The organism is Sphingobacterium lactis (assembly GCF_051951495.1).
Lineage (GTDB): Bacteria > Bacteroidota > Bacteroidia > Sphingobacteriales > Sphingobacteriaceae > Sphingobacterium > Sphingobacterium lactis_A.
In genome coordinates this window covers 1-255 of sequence record NZ_JBNHAS010000026.1, presented here as the reverse complement: position 1 = coordinate 255, position 255 = coordinate 1, and the positions used below count along the sequence as shown (strand labels likewise).

The window sequence follows — 255 nt, the reverse complement described above, 5'->3', positions numbered from 1 at the left end:
GTAGCCGTACCGGAAGGTGCGGCTGGAATACCTCCTTTCTAGGGCCGTTTCGGGCTCGCTGCGCACTACATATCATAACATACTTAACAGGAAACACGAAGAGACAAGAAGAAAGTGCCCATCCCGCAAGCGGAACGGTCACGAGCGATTGAATAACAGTCCCGTAGCTCAGTTGGTTAGAGCACTACACTGATAATGTAGGGGTCAGCAGTTCAAATCTGCTCGGGACTACAGCGCAAAAGGGGAATTAGCTCA

Annotated in this window: 1 tRNA gene; it reads left to right on the top strand. The window is 51.0% G+C overall.

The annotated features are described in order from the left end of the window. The first annotated feature begins 157 nt into the window (after positions 1-157). A tRNA-Ile gene (locus tag ACP6L2_RS18200) sits at positions 158-231 on the top strand. The last annotated feature ends 24 nt before the right edge of the window (positions 232-255 follow it).